Genomic DNA, 15509 nt, shown 5'->3' on the forward strand with positions numbered 1-15509 from the left:
ATCATGTCAATGTTGTCCAAAACCAATGCTTTTACGCTGGGCAGCGCCATCATCAGCGGCATCATCGCGCTGGCGGTACTGGCACCCTGGCTGACCCCCTGGGACCCTAACCTGCAAAACATCAGCGAGCGCTTGCAAGCGCCGTCGGCCAGCCACTGGCTGGGAACCGACGGCTTCGGCCGCGACCTGTTGTCGCGGGTGCTGTTCGGCACCCGGCCCACCTTGCTGCTGGTGGCGCTCATCCTGCTGCTTACCGTGCCGCTAGGCCTGCTGGTGGGCATTACTGCCGGCTATCGTGGCGGCTGGCTGGAGGTGCTGCTGATGCGGTTGACCGACGCCTTTCTGGCCTTGCCCAGCCTGGTGATTGCGCTGGCCTTTGTCGCCATCCTGGGGCCGGGCCTGCTCAATGGTGCGCTGGCGCTGTCGCTGACCAGCTGGCCCGGTTTCGCCCGGCAGGCGCGTGCCGAAACCCTCAGCCTACGCCGCAGCGACTACCTGGCTGCCGCCCACATGCAGGGCATCAAGGGCTGGCGGCTGATGGTGGGGCATATCCTGCCGCTATGTCTGCCCGGTGCCATCGTGCGCACTGCACTGAACCTGGGGGGCATCATTCTGGCTGCAGCCGGGCTGGGCTTTCTCGGCATGGGGGTGAAACCGCCGATGGCCGAATGGGGCGCGATGGTGGCCGAAGGCAGCAAGGTGATTTTTGACCAGTGGTGGGTGGCGGCGGCACCGGGTGGTGCCATCTTGCTCACCAGCCTGGCCTTCAATCTGCTGGGCGATGGCCTGCGTGACAGAATGGACCCGCGCCATGCAGCCTGATCAACAAACGCCTTGCTTGCTGGATGTAGAGGCGCTGACCATTTCCTTGCGCCAGCAGCCGCAACGCCAGTTGGTAAAAGGCATTTCCTTTACCATGGGCAAGGAGTGCGTGGCGCTGGTGGGGGAGTCTGGCTCCGGCAAGTCACTGACTGCGCGCGCACTGATGGGCTTGCTGTCCCCGTCCTGCCAGTTGCAGGCACAGCGCTTGTCCTTTGCCGGGCAGGATGTGCTGTCGCTGGGTGAAAAACAATGGCGCAGCCTGCGGGGCCGGCAGATTGCCATGGTGCTGCAAGACCCCAAATACGCACTGAACCCCGGTTTGCGCATTGGTACGCAGCTGGAAGAACCCTTGTTGCTGCATACCCGCCTGTCCCCGCGCGAACGGCGCGACAAGGTGCTGCACATGCTGGATGCGGTTGGCCTGCCCGACCCGGCCCGCTTGCAACATGCCTTGCCGCATCAGCTATCCGGCGGCATGGGGCAGCGGGTGATGCTGGCCATGGCCCTGATCACCGAACCGGCCTTGCTGATTGCCGACGAACCCACCTCGGCACTGGATGCCGCCCTGCGCGAGCAGATGCTGGCGCTGATGTTGCGACTGGTGGCTGAGCAGGGCAGTGGCCTGTTGCTGATCAGCCATGACCTGCCGCTGGTGGCGCAGCATTGCCAGCGCGCGCTGGTGATGTATCAGGGACGACTGGTGGACCAGCTGGCAGCCGCGGATTTACCGCAGGCTACCCACCCCTATACCCGTACGCTGTGGGCCTGCCGCCCCGGCAAGCACAGTCACGGCACGGTGCTGCCGGTATTTGACCGGCAATGGCTGGAGACGCTGGCATGACACAGCAAACCATCATCCGTTTACAGGGGTTTGGCGTCAGCCACCAGGCAGGCAGAAACAGCCGGCAGGTGGTGCATGATGTTGATCTGGAGGTCCGGCAGGGCGAGTGTTTCGGCCTGATCGGCGCTTCCGGCTGCGGCAAGTCATCCCTGCTGTGGGCATTGGCCGGGCTCAATCCGCACTGGCATGGCACCATGTCCATATTCGGCACCGCGCTGCGGCCGGGGCAGCCTTTTGCCGGCCAGTTGCGGCGCGATGTGCAGATGGTATTCCAGGACCCTTACGCCTCCTTGCACCCGCGCCATCGCTTGCGGCGTACCCTGAGCGAGCCATTGCAGTTGCAGGGCGAGCGGGACATCGCGGCACGCGTGGATGCCGCCTTGCAGGACGTGGGGCTGGAGCCGGACATCGCCACGCGCTATCCGCACCAGATTTCCGGCGGCCAGCGCCAGCGCATTGCCATCGTGCGTGCCTTGCTGCTGCAGCCGCGGCTGTTGCTGCTGGATGAACCCACCTCGGCGCTGGATATGTCGGTACAGGCGGAAATCCTCAACCTGCTGACCAGGCTGAAACAGCAACAAAACTTGTCCATGCTACTGGTCAGCCATGATGGCGATGTGATCGATCACCTGTGCGATCGTGCCGTCCACATGCAGGCCGGACGCCTTAGCGCCGAATCCAGGGGGCAAACAACATGAAGTCACAAGCCTTTGCAGCCATGCTGCGCTAAGCCTGCAACCGGGTGGAAGCAAACGACCCGCGCCCCGCCAGTGCCGATGTAGTCATCATCGGTGTGGTCGGGGTGAGTGCAGCCCTGCATCTGGCCCGGCGCGGCCTGAAAGTTGCCTTGCTGGAAAAGGGCCTGGTGGCGGCCGAGCAATCCAGCCGCAACTGGGGCTGGGTGCGCCAGCAAGGGCGCGTTCGGCGAATTGCCTGTCGCGGTAGCACGCGACCGCCAGGCTATCTTTGCGCCGCAACGCATCCCCAAGCACCAGACCCGCTGGAGCGGCTTCGACGGCAAAGTCATCTCGCTGTATGCCCGGAATACGACTGTTCGGGAAATCCAGGCCCATCCGGAAAAGAGGGATGGCACCGCAGTCTCACCCAGCCGGATCTCCTCCATCACCGATGCCGTCAGCCAAGAGGTCAAAGCCAGGCAGGCTCGCCCGCTCGATACCGCTATCAAAGTGTGGTGTGGCTAATCCAAATAACAAAAAGCCCATGTCCGCTAGGAACATGGGCTTTTTATCAACAAAACAGTAAGGAAGTCGCTGTCAGAACGGGATGTCGTCGTCCATATCGTCCAGCTTCGGTGCCGGTTTGGCTTCCATGCGACGCGGCGCGGCCGGTGTGGCGGCCGGACGGGACTGGGCAGCCGGTTCGCCGTAGGCGTAGTTGTCGTCCATGGACGAGCCGCCTTCGCGCTTGCCGCCTTGCAGGCTCAGTTCGTTCACGCGCACATCCGGCGACAGTTGTTTCTGGCCTTCCTTGTTCTGCCATTCGCGCAGGGTGAGCTGGCCGTACACGGTCACTTGCTGGCCCTTGCTCAGGAAGTTTTTCAGCGATTCGCCGCGCTTGCCCCATACCTGGCAGCTGAACCAGTTGGTGGTCTTGCGCTCGCCAAAGCCGATGTCGCTGGCCACGCGGAAGCTCAGCACCGGTTCGCCGCTCGGGGTGTAGCGCAGTTCGGCGTCTGCCGCCAGGCGTCCGTCAAAAGTGATGCTGTTCATGTGGATCTCCGATTCGATTCGATAATGCTGCGCCGGTATTGGCCGACGCATGATTGCAGGGTGAGGTGCGTCCTGGCAATGGCCGCACCGTCAGGAATAAGTGGCTTCAACCAGTTGTTTCACGCTGTTTTCGTCCCAGCCTTGCTGGGAAACCTTGAGGTAGGCTACCCGGTCTTCCATCACCACCACCGCTTCGCTGACGCCGGCGAGGGCGGACAGCTGCTGTGATAGCTGTTGCGGGTTGCCTTGCCAGTCCTCGCCGATGTGGAACATCACCGAGCGCACTGCCTGTGGTGCCTGCATGCTGAAGGATGCCAGCAGCCAACTGGCCATCAGCAGGCTGGTAAAGCCGAACACACCGGCCGGGCCGTAATGGGTGTACAGCCAGCCGCCGGCGGCGGCCCCCATGAACAAGCCAAAAGACTGGGCCGTATTATACACACCGATGGCCGTCCCTTTGGCATCGGCCGGGGCAATTTTTGAAATCAGCGAGGGCAGGGTGGCTTCCAGAATGTTGAAGGCGATGAAATACAGGCCCAGCCACATCACGATCTGCCAGAAGCTGTCCAGCGCCAGTGCCATGCCCAGCTGGGCGGCAGTCATGATGGCGATGGCACCGATGAATACCTGTTTGAGCCGGGCTTTTTTCTCGCCATAGATGATGGCAGGCACCATCAGCAGGAAGCCGATGACGGTAACCGGCAGGTACACCTCCCAGTGGTGGGCCTTGTCCAGGCCTGCGGTCTTGATCAGGGCAAACGGAATGGTGACGAACATGGCCATTTGCGCGGCATGCAATGCGAAAATGCCGTAGTTCAGCCGCAGCAGTTGCGGGTTTTTCAGTACCGCCGGCAGGCGTTTGGTATTGGCTTCGGTATCCGAGTGAAAGCGCGAGATGGCCGGGTCGGGGATGATCAGCCACACGCCCACCAGCGCGGCCAGCGACAGCGCGCCAGTGAGCGCGAAAATGCCGTTGACGCCGATGTACTGCGCCAGTACCGGCCCCAGCACCAGGCTGACGGCAAAGGTGGTACCGATGCTCATGCCTATCATCGCCATGGCGCGGGTGCGGTTCTCTTCGCGGGTGAGGTCGGCCAAGAGGGCGGTGATGGCGGCGGAGATGGCACCGGAACCCTGGATCACGCGGCCGATGGTGAGGGTGACAATGTCGTGCGCACCGGCAGCCACGAAGCTGCCGATGGCAAACAGCAGCAGTCCGCCGTAAATCACCTTCTTGCGGCCGATGCGGTCAGACAGCATGCCCAGCGGCAGTTGCAGCAGGGCCTGGGTGAGGCCGTAGCTGCCCAGTGCCAGGCCAATCAGGGTGTGGTTGTCGGCTCCGCGCAGGGTTTGCGCGTAGATGGCAAACACCGGCAGGATCAGGAACATGCCCAGCATGCGCAGGGCGTAAATACCAGCCAGCCCGAGGCTGGCGCGCAGTTCAAGCGAATTCATGTGTGTTGTCGTTATCGATTCAGGAGTCAGGCTATCAACGCCGCCGATGGCCAGCGGTTTACCTTGCAGGCCATTGTCCTGCGCTGCCTTTTTTGCTGCAGCGCATACTTTGGTGGAGCGGCGGTAGCCAAGTCGGGTATATTATCAGGTTCCCCGACCGACTGAGTAACGCTCTCACACATGGACACCATCCGCATTCGTGGCGCTCGGACGCACAATCTGAAAAACGTCAATCTGGATTTGCCGCGCAACCAGTTGATCGTCATCACCGGCCTGTCCGGTTCCGGCAAGTCCTCTCTGGCTTTTGACACCCTGTATGCCGAGGGCCAGCGCCGCTATGTAGAGAGCCTGTCGGCCTATGCGCGGCAGTTCCTGCAATTGATGGAAAAGCCGGATGTCGACCTGATCGAAGGCCTGTCGCCAGCCATTTCCATCGAACAAAAAGCTACCAGCCACAACCCGCGCTCCACCGTGGGTACTGTCACGGAAATCCACGACTACCTGCGCCTCTTGTTTGCCCGTGTGGGCGAGCCGCACTGCCCGGAACACGGCGTGCCGCTGGCATCGCAAACGGTCAGCCAGATGGTGGACCATGTACTGGCGCTGCCGGAAGAAACCCGGGTGATGATCCTGGCCCCGGTGATTGTCGGTCGCAAGGGTGAAAACCTCGACCTGTTCGACGACCTGCGCGCCCAGGGCTTCATCCGTGTGCGGGTGGATGGCGAAGTCTACGAAATCGACAGCCTGCCCAAGCTGGACAAGAACAAGAAGCACACCATCGAGGTGGTGATCGACCGCCTGAAAGTGCGCGAGGACATGAAGCAGCGGCTGGCGGAAAGCTTTGAAACCGCCTTGCGCCATGCCGAAGGCCGCGCCATTGCGGTGGAGATGGATAGCGGCCAGGAACACTGGTTTTCGGCCAAGTTTGCCTGCCCGGTATGCAGCTACAGCCTGCCGGAGCTGGAACCGCGCCTGTTCTCCTTCAACAACCCCATGGGTGCCTGCCCCAAGTGTGACGGCCTGGGCGAAATCACCTTCTTCGACCCCAAGCGCGTGGTGGCCCACCCGGAGCTGACCCTTGCCGCCGGTGCCATCAAGGGCTGGGACAAGCGCAACCAGTTTTACTTCCAGATGCTGCTGGCGCTGGGCGAGCATTACGGCTTTTCGCCTACCGAGCTGGCCTTTGAAGACTTGCCGGAAAAAGTGCGCCATGTGGTGCTGCACGGTTCCGGGCGCGACAGCATCGAATTTGTCTACATGTCGGAGAAGGGCACCCGCTTTACCCGCGCCCATCCGTTCGAGGGCATCATCCCCAACCTGGAACGTCGCTACCGCGAAACCGACTCCAGCGCGGTGCGCGAGGAACTAGCCAAGTACCAGAACAACCAGCCCTGCCCGCACTGCCAGGGCTCGCGCCTGCGGCTGGAGGCGCGCCATGTGTTCATCGGTGGCCGCACCCTGCACGAACTGAATCAACTGCCGCTGAAAGAAACTGCGGCCTTCTTTGCCCAGCTGGAATTCAGCGGTCAGAAGCAGGCGGTGGCGGAGAAGATCGTCAAGGAAATCAGCGAGCGGGTGTCCTTCCTGAATAATGTCGGTCTGGACTACCTCAATCTGTCACGTTCCGCCGATACCCTGTCCGGTGGCGAGGCACAGCGTATCCGCCTCGCCAGCCAGATCGGCTCCGGCCTGACCGGGGTGATGTATGTGCTGGATGAGCCATCCATCGGCCTGCACCAGCGCGATAACGACCGCCTGCTGGCCACACTGATGCGCCTGCGCGACATCGGCAACAGCGTGATTGTGGTGGAGCACGACGAAGACGCCATCCGCGCCGCCGATTACCTGGTAGACATGGGCCCCGGCGCTGGCGAACACGGCGGCGAAGTGCTGGTGGCCGGCACGCCGGCTGATGTGGCAGCCAATGAAAATTCGGTGACCGGTGCCTTCCTGTCCGGCCGCCGCCGCATCAACTGGCCGGGCGAGCGCCGCGCAGTCAACCCGGAACGGGTGCTGAAGCTGCATGGTGCTACCGGCAATAACCTGAAGAACGTTTCGCTGGAGCTGCCGCTGGGCATGCTGGCCTGCATTACCGGCGTGTCCGGTTCCGGCAAGTCCACCTTGATCAACGACACCCTGTACAAGATTGCCGCACGCGACCTGAACGGCGCCAGCGAAGAACCGGCACCTTACGACAGCATCGAAGGGCTGGAGCTGCTGGACAAGGTGATCAACGTCGACCAGAGCCCGATCGGCCGCACCCCGCGTTCCAACCCGGCCACCTATACCGGCCTGTTCACCCCTATCCGTGAACTGTTTGCCGGGGTGCCGCTGTCGCGTGAGCGCGGCTACGGGCCGGGCCGGTTCAGCTTCAACGTCAAGGGCGGGCGTTGCGAAGCCTGCCAGGGCGACGGGGTGATCAAGGTGGAAATGCACTTTTTGCCGGACATCTACGTGCCGTGCGACGTGTGCCACGGCAAGCGCTACAACCGTGAAACACTGGAAGTGCAGTACAAGGGCAAGAACGTTTACGAAGTGCTGGACATGACAGTGGAGCAGGCGCTGGAGTTCTTCAGCGTGGTGCCGGCAGTGGCCCGCAAGCTGAAAACACTGATGGACGTGGGCCTGGGTTATATCCGCCTGGGGCAGAGCGCCACCACGCTGTCCGGTGGCGAAGCGCAACGGGTGAAGCTGGGGCTGGAACTGTCCAAGCGTGACACCGGCCGCACTTTGTATATTCTGGATGAACCCACCACCGGCCTGCACTTCCACGATATCGACCTGTTGCTGCAGGTATTGCATCGCCTGCGTGAAAACGGCAATACCGTGGTGGTGATCGAGCACAATCTGGACGTGATCAAAACCGCCGACTGGCTGATCGACCTTGGCCCGGAAGGCGGCGCGGGTGGTGGCCAGATCATTGCCACCGGCACACCGGAACAGGTGGCGGATAATCCGCTCAGCCATACCGGGCGTTATCTCAAGCCGCTGCTGCAACCGCGCACCTGAGCGCGGCACGCGCTGCGCAGTACCAAGCCGCCGCCGGCCACATTGCCATATCGTTGCCGACGGCGGCAAACACCGTAGAATGAGCACGCGTCGCTTGCTGGCGCGTCACCCACACCCGATGAGGATGCAATGCTATCGCTTGGCAAGATTGACCATATCCATATCCGTGTCACCGATCTGGCAAAGGCGCAGGGCTGGTACCAGCGTGTACTGAACCTGGCACCGGACACCCGCTACAAGCACATGCAGAGCGGGCCGCACGGCGTCGTGATGCTGATGAACAGCAATGGTTCGGTGCGTCTGGCCATTTCGCAGGAAGACAAGCCGGTATGTGAGCCGGGCTCGGTAGCCTTTCTGGTCAGCGGCCAGGATTTTCTGGAATGGATAGACCAGTTGGCCGGCGAGCGGGTGATCGACCGCGCGGGCCAGACGGTGGCGCGCGACTCGGTGGTGGATCACCAGTTTTTCTGTTCCATCAGCTTTGTCGATCCGTTCGGCAACCCGTTCGAGATCGTCAGCTACGACCATACCTGGCTGGCAGGCAAGCTCAAGCTGGCCAGCAAACCGGCCTGACCGGCTGCGTGCTACCGCATTGGCCACCAACCCGCTACGGCGGGTTTTTTCATGCCTGCCGTGCTGAAAAATGCTGTCAAATCAGGAAACTGGGTGAGGTGATGCCTGAGTGTCGTCAATTGGCGACTCAAAAAGTGCTGCCATTTCAATAACTTGGGTAATTTCTTGCCATGCTTGTCGCTCACTGCCGACAACTGGCATGGTCTGGGTGGGTGCTTTTCAATGCAAAGCATTGTTTTTAAATGACAATGTGTGGCTGGCATGGTGTTTGCAAAAACAGGCTTGTCTTCCAACCACATTGAAAGAAGCTCATGCAAAAGAAATTGCTTGTTGTTGCCATGCTTTCCCTGCCTCCGGCCAGTCTGGGATTGATCAATCTGGTATTTGCCGCCTCTCCCGCGCCGCAGACACAGTCAGAGCAGCCAGAGGCTTCGGCACCACAAGGCAATCTGCCTGATGCAGCACCGGAGCAAGACAGCAGCATGCCGCAGCCCGCCGGACAACAGCAGTAAAGCTGCCACACCGGGTTTGAACCGGTGACGTAACAAGGCCCGCCAATGGCGGGCCTTTTTCGTTCCAGCCATGGGTCGACTGCCGTGCGGCACCGGCCGGACGTGGCCTCTGCGCAGCTTGCTCCTGGCCTTCCTGCCAAGCAAAAGGCCCGCAAAATTGCGGGCCTGCGTTGAACAGGCTCAGCCTGTTTCAGATGGCAAAACCATGTCCGTTAGCGGGTAGGGCGTTGCAATGGAATGGACATTTCATGACGGAACAGATTGTGCGGGTCAACCTTGTTTTTCAGCGCAATCAGCCGGTCAATCAATGCCTCATCCTGGTAGTAAAGATGCAGCCAATTCGGATCAACCTGGGTTGAGCCATCGTTGACATATTTCATATCCACATCGGGATAATTGATATAGCAGCCCTGGTATGCCGGCAGTAGCGGGCGATTACCCGTCGAGGCATGCACGGCATTGTAAATGCGGCGAATCCAGGCTACTTGCACGTCGTCCTCTTTCGGGTCAGTCCAGTAGGTCTGATATTGTGCCTTGAGGATGGATTGACGTTGCGGAACGGCAGTATGTCCAGTGCCATTGGCATTGATCTTGCCGCCATAGGAGTCAATCTGCACCAGGGATTGCGTCATTGCCGTGTCGTTAAGGTTGGTCAGGTTTTCAAACAGCGCTTTGCATACCTCATCGCTGAAGTTTTCAATCTGATATTCAGACTTATATTTGCCACGCTGATTATTACCCGAGCCATTGATGCTTTGGGTGACATAAATCCAGTCCATCGCCATCAGCGGGTCTGCCTGGCTGAGTGTCATGCCGGCATCCCGGCGTCCCAAGGGGTTGATATTGGGAAGCAGGAAGGCATCATGAACCACACCGGGTTTGCCTGCTGCATCATTCATCTTCTGGATGAAGTCATTCAGTGGCTTGTCGCGCTCACCGCCAACCAAACCATCTATACCGGTGTACTGGATGGCCAGGACAATATTGTCGTCACTATTGATGTGATTGAGCTTGAACAGGGTAAACAAGCCCCCATTGCCAATTGCCGGGTCCGGATTATTGGAATTGGCATCATTGTCATGAAACCATTGCCAATAAGCCTGCAGCAGTTTGGTGAAATTTTCCGGGTGCGCCTGGAACCATTTCCAGTCATATTTCAGCGGATACCAGTATGCTTGTTGCGGGGCTTCCGGCAGTTTGGCGTAGTAATAATTGATGATGATGCCAAAGTTGCCGCCACCCGCACCGCAGCAGGCCGTAAACAGCATGCGGTCGGTTTCATCGGTACTATCGGCCCGTACATGCTTGAATTGCAAGCTTTTACCATCCGCGGCGGCGACCAGGATATCCACGCCGCTGACCCAGTCTACCGTCAGGCCATGCAGGCGGGACAGCAGGCCATAACCACCGCCACTGACGTGGCCACCAACACCAACCGAGTAGCAAGAACCACCCGGAATGGTTTTTCCTGCTTGTCTGTAGAGTGAAATGTAGCCATCCCAGTTTTGATTGCCGGTGGCAATACGGAACTGATAGCCGTGACCATCCTTGTCATAAGGTGACTTGACCTTGCCAGCGGCATCATGATCCATGCCTTTCATTTCACCAAGGTCAATGATGGCAAGTTTTTCTGTGGCATTCAGACGGTTGGAAACAAAACCTTCATAGCAATGGCCACCGCTGCGTACCGTAATGCGGAAGCCTTCGCTTAAGGCTTCATTGGCTGCGGTTTGCACTTCTTCCGGTGTGCTGCAGATATAAATACGCTGCGCGCCATCTTCGCTGGTAATTGGCCAGCGCAAATTAAAACCCTTTTGTAGGGCGATATATGTTTTATTGTTGCTTTCAATCTTGTTCATGATAAATCCCATCGGTTATTAATCAAACAGCAAGGCGACTCATTGCTGAGAATTTTCTTGCCCTGCGGTATGAATTGTTGGTCTGCTGAGCTGAATTATCAATAAGTTATATTGTATTTTTCTTATTAACTGTACTTTGGTTCAGTATCTGCGGTGTATGTCATTTAAATGTCAGGTCCTATATTAGTGGCCGATATTGTTGAGAAATCAGTGTGGCTGTGACTGATATTCAAGATGTGATGACATTTGAAAATGACTGGGGTGGTGTTGGTCTGTGTATGGAAATTGCACCCAATGGAACGTATTGCAGTCGATATTCTCTATCGAAATACATATTTGTATTACTTAATATATTTAAGGAGTGTTTTGTGAGATTGAAAGACTTTGTGTCCATTGTTGTGATTGCCTCGATGTTGGTAGGCTGTGCCAGTGCCAACTTGACTGGCTTTCTGGGTTCGTTTCGTCATGCCGGGAGTGGCCAATATACTGATACTGATCAGGCAATTCCGTTTATTTCAATGCTGTTTGATAATGGAGGCGTGGTAAATATTGATGTGGGTGAACTGCCATTTGTTTATGCCAAGCTCAACCAGGATGGAGAGCTGGAATCGGTTCGGCCACTCGAGGGCGGAGTCAGGCTGGATGATGGCCAACTGCTACAGGGCTATCACTCTGATTCCTATGTCATCCGGCGCAGCTACAGTAAAACAGATAGTCAAGGGCCTGTGGTGATGCCGGACAAACCCGACGCCCTGGCCGCCTGGTTAAGTCCGGATATGCCACCAGCCATTCTGTTTCTGTATCAGCAAGATCAGTCTGGTGGCATCAAGTTGGAAAATGCGGCGCAGTTTCTTAGCGGGGGCGCCAATATGGCCAGCCACCACATGCAGGCACTATTGGCGGTAGAGCCGGCCATTTACGAGCTGGTACCGGGAAGTGACTACCGTCGTTTCTTGCAGCAAATGGCGACACGCAGCAAGCGCTGTGATAGCAAGGGCGACGAGCGCAGCCTGGCGACGGTGCCTTGTCTGCCCAATCACCAGTTGCCGGTGATTTTTGCCATCAAGGCCAAACGGGTGGTTCACCTGAGTCAGGAAATGCTCAATCACGCCTTCGGTGGTAAGGCTGATCTGCCGCTCATTCCTATTGATGCAAGTAAGACCAGCCTGGAAATTGATGCCAACAGGCAGCGCATTACCGCCTTGTTCACGCATTATGAGGATGCCCATGAACAGGACCTTCCCTTGCAATGGCGCTGTGATCACGCTGATCACTGCTATCCCAGCGGTATTGCCGCTGACAACGATGAAACATTGGTGTATGCGGTGTTTGCCACCAGCGCCATGCGTTTTGCCCGTTATCTGGATGCCAAAGTGCCTTTCACGCTGAATCGCAGCCCTGCCTTGCCGCCTCCGTCTACGCCGGAAACATCGCTTGCCGATCAGCAGCGCCGCGGCATGATCCATTCCAAAGCCTAAGCCCTCGCTACGGCATGGCTCAGTCCATGACCGAACCGGGTGGCGGACCGCGGAGACCTCCTCTCCAGGTGTGCTTAGCCCGGCGCTGCTGGCGGCTTGCTGCTGATGTCGTCATGCCAGGACTTATTGCGTAACCAGTACAAGGCCCGCCATTGGGGGGCCTTGTTCGTTTCAGCGCGCTAGATCAACGCTGCGGTGGTAGGGCTTATAGTCCGTGCAGGCTGGCCATCTCATCCAGCAACTGGCGCTGCAATTGCTGCATGGCGGCGCAGGGCTGCTGCTGGCGAATGAAGTCCAGCAGCGGGTCGACTACTTCGCTGCTAAGGCCCGACAGGGCTTCGATGGTGGCGAGGCCACAGAACGGCACATAGGCTTCGGCATAACCCCCTTCGTGCATCAGCACCAGCTTGCCGGCGCAGTGTTGCTGGGCAAACCTGCGCAGCAGGGTGGTCATCTGGCGGAAAGTATCGCTGTGGGCCAGCATGCGTGCCAGCGGGTCCACCGCATTGGCGTCAAAGCCGCAGGCGACGATGATCAACTGCGGCTGATAGCGTGCCAGTGCCGGCAGCACCATGAGCTGCATGGCGTACAGATAGGCGTCGTGGCCGCTGCCCGGTAACAGCGGAATATTGATATTGGCTCCCAGCCCGGCCCCTGTGCCGCGGTCTTCACTGCCGTTGTAGCCCGGCGGGAAGCAGCCATCCTGATGAATCGACATGGTGAGAACGTCCGGGCGCTGGTAGTAGATGGCCTGGGTGCCGTTGCCGTGGTGTACGTCCCAGTCCAGCACTGCCACCCGTTCGATGCCGTAGCGCGCCTTGGCCGCTTCGATGGCGACGGCGATATTGGACAGGAAGCAAAAGCCCATGGCGGCATCCGGCAGGCAGTGGTGGCCCGGCGGGCGGGTCAGCACATAGGCATTGGCCACCTCGCCGCGCCACACCGCATCCACGGCGGCGATGGCAAGGCCGGCAGACAGGCAGGCAATGTCATAGCTGCCCGGCCCGACCGGGGCTTGCGGGCCGAGTTCGCCACCACCGGCATCGCTGATGCGCTTGAATTCATCCAGATAGGCGGCGCCATGTACCCGCAGCAGGTCTTCACGGCTGGCCGGCGCGGCTGTGCATTGCCGCAACTGGCGGCTGATGCCGGCCACATCCAGCAGGTTTTTCAGCCGGCGCTTGGTTTCCGGCGATTCGGCATGGCCGGCGGCGGCTGGCGGCTGCACCCAGCCGCCCACCGGCAGCGTCAGTGCATGCAGGCCGGTGCTGTGCCACATGCACAGCTCATCAAAGTAAAAGGCGGTCGCGGATGTCATGGCTTCTCCTCGTTTTCAGGCGTGGGCAGGGGTGGGGCGGGGTGTTTGCAGCGCCAGCAACAGGGCCAGCGACAGGGCGGCCACCACCGTGGCCAGCAGTAGCAAGACATGCAGGCTGCCGCCATTGGCGGCGATCAGTTGACCGGCCAGCGCCGGGCCGATGGCCAGGCCGCCACCGATCACCAGATTGGTGGCATTCATCAGCTTGCCGCTGTGGTCGATGTCGGCCAGCGTGGCCAGGATGAAGGGCAGGATGAAAGTCCAGCTGAACTTGAACAGCAGTGCTGCGGTGGCAAAGCGCGCCAGTGCCGGGTTATGCAGCAACAGCAGCATGGCCGCCATCATCATGGCAAAGCCGGCCAGCAGCAGTCGGGAGCGTGGCAGGCGGCGGCCAATCAGCGAGGCAGTACCGGCACCGGCCACACCCAGCAAGGTGGCGATGGCGAAGATATTGCCGCTTTGCTGTGGTGCAATGCCGGATTGCACGGCAATCTGGCCGACAAAGGTCCACACCCCGCTCAGGCTGATGTAAAACGCCAGCGTGGCGATGATGCCCAGTGCGGCCCGGCCCCGGCGTGGGCCGGAAGCGGCTGGTGCGTGTGTTGGGGCTGCGCCTTGCTGGCCCTGGGGAAAACAGCGCGCCAGCGGTGCGCACAGCGTCATCAGCAAGGCGAGGCTGATATAACAGGCGGCAATGCCGAAGCGGGCAAACAGTGTGGGCATCACCAGCAGCCCCACGGCACCCAGTGCCAGTTGGCCCATCACCCACAAGCCATAAGCGCGGTCGGGGTTGGGTAGGGTGGCGGCAGCGGACAGGCACAGAATCATCAGCGAACCACCGGCCAGCGCACTGACAAAGCGCAAGCTCAGCAGCAGCGGATAGCTGACGGTAATGGCTGACAGCAGGTTGGCCGCGATGAATACCAGCACCGCCAGCCAGGCGGCGCTACGCCAGTTGACGCGTGGCAGCCAGAACATGGCCGGCAGGGTGGCCAGGCTCATCGCCCCCAGTTCGGCGGAGAACAAGTTGCCGATAGCCACCGGCCCCAGTTGCAGCTGGCTGGCCAACTGGCTGGCGACGGCGGTGGCCATCATCAGCACGGCCGGGGCGATGGCGGCAAAACCGACAATGGCGGCCATGGCCGGACGCGCCTGGTGTGCCGGCGCGGCGAGCTTGGCGCTGGATAGTGTGTTCATGGTTTTTCCTCGGTAGTGGGTGATCCGTCGGGCGGATGTTCTTGTCGGGTAGTCAGCTCAGAAAACATGTACCAGACGCAACATGGCCTGGCTGCTGTCAAAGCTGTTGGTGGTGTGGGCATTGCGCGCCAGCATCAGCAGCAATTGGTCTTGCTTGCTGAGCCAGTGGCCCAGTTCGACGCCAAGCTGGGTACTGTTCTGCCGGGTGTCGGGCAGCTCCTGTCCATTCAGGCGCAAGGCCCCGCCACGGCTGTGGTACAGCCGCAGCGCGCCATAGGTGTCCGGCGTGAAGTCATAGGAGGCAAAGGCCTGCAGGCGGTACAAGGGCTGCTGTTGCAGGTTGTTGCCGAGATAGTTGTGGTTGTTGCCGTAGAACTGGGCTTCCAGCGAGGCCTCCAGCACCCAGTTTTTGCCTACGCCGCGGGTGTATTTGTAGAGAAAGGTGGCAGCCCAGCGGTTTGCTCCGGCGGAAACATCCGGGTGCCGGGCATCGTCATGCCCTTGCGGTGACAGGCCGGCGGGCAGGCCGGGGCCGGTCCACTGCGGCCACTCGGTCAGCAGCAGGTCGACAAAGCCGGGCTCGGCACAGTGCAGGGTGCCGTGCTGGTCGCACACTGCCATGGCCAGCCGTGGGCCGCCCAGGGTTTCGCGCAGCGCCTGCAGGGTGCGGATCTGGTTGATGGCCACGCTGGAGGCCAGGTGCGGCATCAGGCAG

General features: G+C 60.1%; 14 protein-coding genes and 2 pseudogenes. 9 read left to right on the plus strand and 7 right to left on the minus strand.

Features of this window, described 5'->3' with window-relative positions; all coding sequences use genetic code 11:
• Nucleotides 1-3: 3 nt before the first annotated feature.
• The 5 genes and pseudogenes from DLM_RS23935 to DLM_RS07080 form a co-directional block, all read left to right on the plus strand.
• A complete protein-coding gene (locus tag DLM_RS23935) occupies nt 4-822 on the plus strand; it encodes an ABC transporter permease (protein ID WP_089084799.1) in 819 nt (272 codons plus the stop codon).
• Nucleotides 812-1663, plus strand: a complete 852-nt coding sequence (locus tag DLM_RS07065; protein WP_197715525.1) for an ABC transporter ATP-binding protein — start codon at nt 812-814, stop codon at nt 1661-1663. Before DLM_RS23935 ends, DLM_RS07065 begins: the two co-directional genes overlap by 11 nt.
• A complete protein-coding gene (locus tag DLM_RS07070; protein ID WP_089084800.1) occupies nt 1660-2361 on the plus strand; it encodes an ABC transporter ATP-binding protein in 702 nt (233 codons plus the stop codon). Before DLM_RS07065 ends, DLM_RS07070 begins: the two co-directional genes overlap by 4 nt.
• A gap of 104 nt (nt 2362-2465) precedes the next feature.
• Nucleotides 2466-2531: pseudogene (locus tag DLM_RS23990) on the plus strand (hypothetical protein); the annotation flags it as partial.
• A 43-nt stretch (nt 2532-2574) separates the two neighbouring features.
• Nucleotides 2575-2853 (plus strand): annotated as a pseudogene (locus DLM_RS07080) (transposase); the annotation flags it as partial.
• A gap of 84 nt (nt 2854-2937) precedes the next feature.
• On the opposite strand, the gene DLM_RS07085 reads toward DLM_RS07080, so the two are convergent.
• Nucleotides 2938-3393: a single-stranded DNA-binding protein gene (locus DLM_RS07085; RefSeq protein WP_089084802.1), complete on the minus strand. Its 456-nt coding sequence runs from the start codon at nt 3391-3393 to the stop codon at nt 2938-2940.
• Between the two features lie 90 nt (nt 3394-3483).
• Nucleotides 3484-4848 carry an MFS transporter gene (locus DLM_RS07090; protein ID WP_089084803.1) on the minus strand — a complete coding sequence of 455 codons (1365 nt, stop codon included), beginning with the start codon at nt 4846-4848 and terminating at the stop codon, nt 3484-3486.
• A 180-nt stretch (nt 4849-5028) separates the two neighbouring features.
• Between DLM_RS07090 and uvrA the strand changes: the two genes are divergently transcribed.
• Nucleotides 5029-7857, plus strand: a complete 2829-nt coding sequence (gene uvrA, locus DLM_RS07095) for an excinuclease ABC subunit UvrA (RefSeq protein ID WP_089084804.1) — start codon at nt 5029-5031, stop codon at nt 7855-7857.
• Between the two features lie 129 nt (nt 7858-7986).
• Nucleotides 7987-8430, plus strand: a complete 444-nt coding sequence (locus tag DLM_RS07100; protein WP_045848294.1) for a VOC family protein — start codon at nt 7987-7989, stop codon at nt 8428-8430.
• Nucleotides 8431-8441: 11 nt separating this feature from the next.
• Here DLM_RS07100 and DLM_RS22975 read toward each other — a convergent pair whose 3' ends face one another.
• The gene (locus DLM_RS22975) at nt 8442-8729 is read right to left on the minus strand and encodes a hypothetical protein (protein ID WP_145985785.1); all 288 of its coding nucleotides are present in this window, start codon (nt 8727-8729) and stop codon (nt 8442-8444) included.
• A gap of 12 nt (nt 8730-8741) precedes the next feature.
• Between DLM_RS22975 and DLM_RS07105 the strand changes: the two genes are divergently transcribed.
• A complete protein-coding gene (locus tag DLM_RS07105) occupies nt 8742-8942 on the plus strand; it encodes a hypothetical protein (protein WP_089084805.1) in 201 nt (66 codons plus the stop codon).
• 212 nt (nt 8943-9154) lie between these two features.
• On the opposite strand, the gene DLM_RS07110 is transcribed toward DLM_RS07105, so the two are convergent.
• Entirely contained in the window at nt 9155-10801 is a 1647-nt protein-coding gene (locus DLM_RS07110; RefSeq protein ID WP_089084868.1) for a BBE domain-containing protein, read from the minus strand.
• Nucleotides 10802-11019: 218 nt separating this feature from the next.
• Here DLM_RS07110 and DLM_RS07115 point away from each other — a divergent pair, with 218 nt between their 5' ends.
• Nucleotides 11020-12279: a hypothetical protein gene (locus DLM_RS07115; protein ID WP_145985786.1), complete on the plus strand. Its 1260-nt coding sequence runs from the start codon at nt 11020-11022 to the stop codon at nt 12277-12279.
• Nucleotides 12280-12484: 205 nt separating this feature from the next.
• Here the strand turns inward: DLM_RS07115 and DLM_RS07120 are convergent, their stop codons facing one another.
• Genes DLM_RS07120 through DLM_RS07130 form a run of 3 tightly spaced genes read right to left on the minus strand, consistent with a single transcriptional unit; the run spans nt 12485 to nt 15502 of the window.
• Nucleotides 12485-13597: a class II histone deacetylase gene (locus DLM_RS07120; RefSeq protein WP_089084807.1), complete on the minus strand. Its 1113-nt coding sequence runs from the start codon at nt 13595-13597 to the stop codon at nt 12485-12487.
• A gap of 15 nt (nt 13598-13612) precedes the next feature.
• A complete protein-coding gene (locus DLM_RS07125) occupies nt 13613-14794 on the minus strand; it encodes an MFS transporter (protein ID WP_089084808.1) in 1182 nt (393 codons plus the stop codon).
• 57 nt (nt 14795-14851) lie between these two features.
• Nucleotides 14852-15502: a transporter gene (locus DLM_RS07130; protein WP_089084809.1), complete on the minus strand. Its 651-nt coding sequence runs from the start codon at nt 15500-15502 to the stop codon at nt 14852-14854.
• Nucleotides 15503-15509 lie beyond the last annotated feature (7 nt).

The sequence above is a fragment of the Aquitalea magnusonii genome (genome assembly GCF_002217795.2).
Lineage (GTDB): Bacteria > Pseudomonadota > Gammaproteobacteria > Burkholderiales > Chromobacteriaceae > Aquitalea > Aquitalea magnusonii_B.

What these genes read in the sequence shown, in the direction of transcription:
- DLM_RS07110 (WP_089084868.1), bottom strand. Translation starts at nt 10,801, where the DNA reads ATGAACAAGATTGAAAGCAACAATAAAACATATATCGCCCTACAAAAG.
- DLM_RS07100 (WP_045848294.1), top strand. Translation starts at nt 7,987, where the DNA reads ATGCTATCGCTTGGCAAGATTGACCATATCCATATCCGTGTCACCGAT.
- DLM_RS07085 (WP_089084802.1), bottom strand. Translation starts at nt 3,393, where the DNA reads ATGAACAGCATCACTTTTGACGGACGCCTGGCGGCAGACGCCGAACTG.
- uvrA (WP_089084804.1), top strand. Translation starts at nt 5,029, where the DNA reads ATGGACACCATCCGCATTCGTGGCGCTCGGACGCACAATCTGAAAAAC.
- DLM_RS07070 (WP_089084800.1), top strand. Translation starts at nt 1,660, where the DNA reads ATGACACAGCAAACCATCATCCGTTTACAGGGGTTTGGCGTCAGCCAC.
- DLM_RS07065 (WP_197715525.1), top strand. Translation starts at nt 812, where the DNA reads ATGCAGCCTGATCAACAAACGCCTTGCTTGCTGGATGTAGAGGCGCTG.
- DLM_RS07120 (WP_089084807.1), bottom strand. Translation starts at nt 13,597, where the DNA reads ATGACATCCGCGACCGCCTTTTACTTTGATGAGCTGTGCATGTGGCAC.
- DLM_RS07130 (WP_089084809.1), bottom strand. Translation starts at nt 15,502, where the DNA reads ATGCCGCACCTGGCCTCCAGCGTGGCCATCAACCAGATCCGCACCCTG.
- DLM_RS07090 (WP_089084803.1), bottom strand. Translation starts at nt 4,848, where the DNA reads ATGAATTCGCTTGAACTGCGCGCCAGCCTCGGGCTGGCTGGTATTTAC.
- DLM_RS23935 (WP_089084799.1), top strand. Translation starts at nt 4, where the DNA reads ATGTCAATGTTGTCCAAAACCAATGCTTTTACGCTGGGCAGCGCCATC.
- DLM_RS07125 (WP_089084808.1), bottom strand. Translation starts at nt 14,794, where the DNA reads ATGAACACACTATCCAGCGCCAAGCTCGCCGCGCCGGCACACCAGGCG.
- DLM_RS07105 (WP_089084805.1), top strand. Translation starts at nt 8,742, where the DNA reads ATGCAAAAGAAATTGCTTGTTGTTGCCATGCTTTCCCTGCCTCCGGCC.
- DLM_RS22975 (WP_145985785.1), bottom strand. Translation starts at nt 8,729, where the DNA reads ATGTGGTTGGAAGACAAGCCTGTTTTTGCAAACACCATGCCAGCCACA.